This window comes from Kitasatospora sp. NPDC054768, assembly GCF_053612025.1.
The window spans coordinates 1-1,013 of record NZ_JBSHBN010000361.1 but is presented as its reverse complement, the minus strand read 5'-3'; the positions used below and the strand labels follow the sequence as shown (position 1 = coordinate 1,013).

Annotated in this window: 1 protein-coding gene; it reads left to right on the top strand. The window is 71.5% G+C overall.

From position 1 onward, the window contains the following. Nucleotides 1–122: 122 nt before the first annotated feature. On the top strand, nucleotides 123–1,013 hold an 891-nt coding region (locus tag ACWGKU_RS41140), incomplete at its 3' end, for a transposase (RefSeq protein ID WP_452181113.1).

Here is a 1,013-nt window from a genome sequence, read left to right as displayed (position 1 = left end):
GCCTCCGCGTTTCACGTCGGGCTGGGACCGGATCGTGGGCGGGAATGCGAAAGTGCCTTCTGAACTGGGACGATGAGGCTTGTCTAAGGTCTCCGTCGTACCAGCAGGAAGGCACTTTCTGCGTGCACCCTACCCGCTCACGCCCCAAGCTCGTCGTCAGCGCCGACGGGCACGGGGTGGTCAACCACGCCGGCTCGCGTCTGCTCGCGGATCTGGCCGACGCCACGACGCTGACCAGCGCCTTCTCCGACGCCCTGCGCCGGCTGCGGCCACGCGGCACCGGACACGATCCCGGCCGTGTCGCGGTGGATCTGGCGGTGATGCTCGCCGACGGCGGCGAGGCGATCCGGGACCTGGCCGTGCTGCGAGACCAGGGCGAGGTGTTCGGTCCGGTCGCCTCCACCTCCACCGCCTGGCGGGTGCTGGCCGGCCTCGACCCGGCCGCCCTGGACGCGGTGCGGGCAGCGAGGGCCACCGTCCGTGAGGTCGCCTGGCTGCAGGCTGCCGAGACCGGACGCGCCTTGCCTCCATCGCATGCCGGAGAGCGTGAACTGCCGGGTCTGGTCCTGGACATCGACGCCACCCTGGTCACGTGCCACTCCGAGAAGGAGCAGGCCGCCGCGACCTACAAACGTGGCTTCGGCTACCACCCGATGCTCTGCTTCCTGGACAACACCGGCGAGGCCCTGGCCGGTCTCCTGCGGCCGGGCAACGCCGGAGCCAACACCGCAGCCGACCACATCGCGGTCATCGACCTGGCCCTCGCCCAGATCCCGGACGCCCACCGCCACGGCACTCCGATCCTCGTACGGGCCGACAGCGCGGGCGGCGCCAAGGCCTTCCTCGCCCACCTGCGAGGGCTCCGACAGCGCGGGATCCAGACCACGTTCTCGGTCGGACACGCCGTCACCGCCGAGGTCCGCAAAGCCATCCGCACCCTGCCCGACCGGGTCCGGCACCCCGCGCTGGAGCAGAACGGCTCCATCCGTTCCGGGGCCGAGGTCGCCGAACTG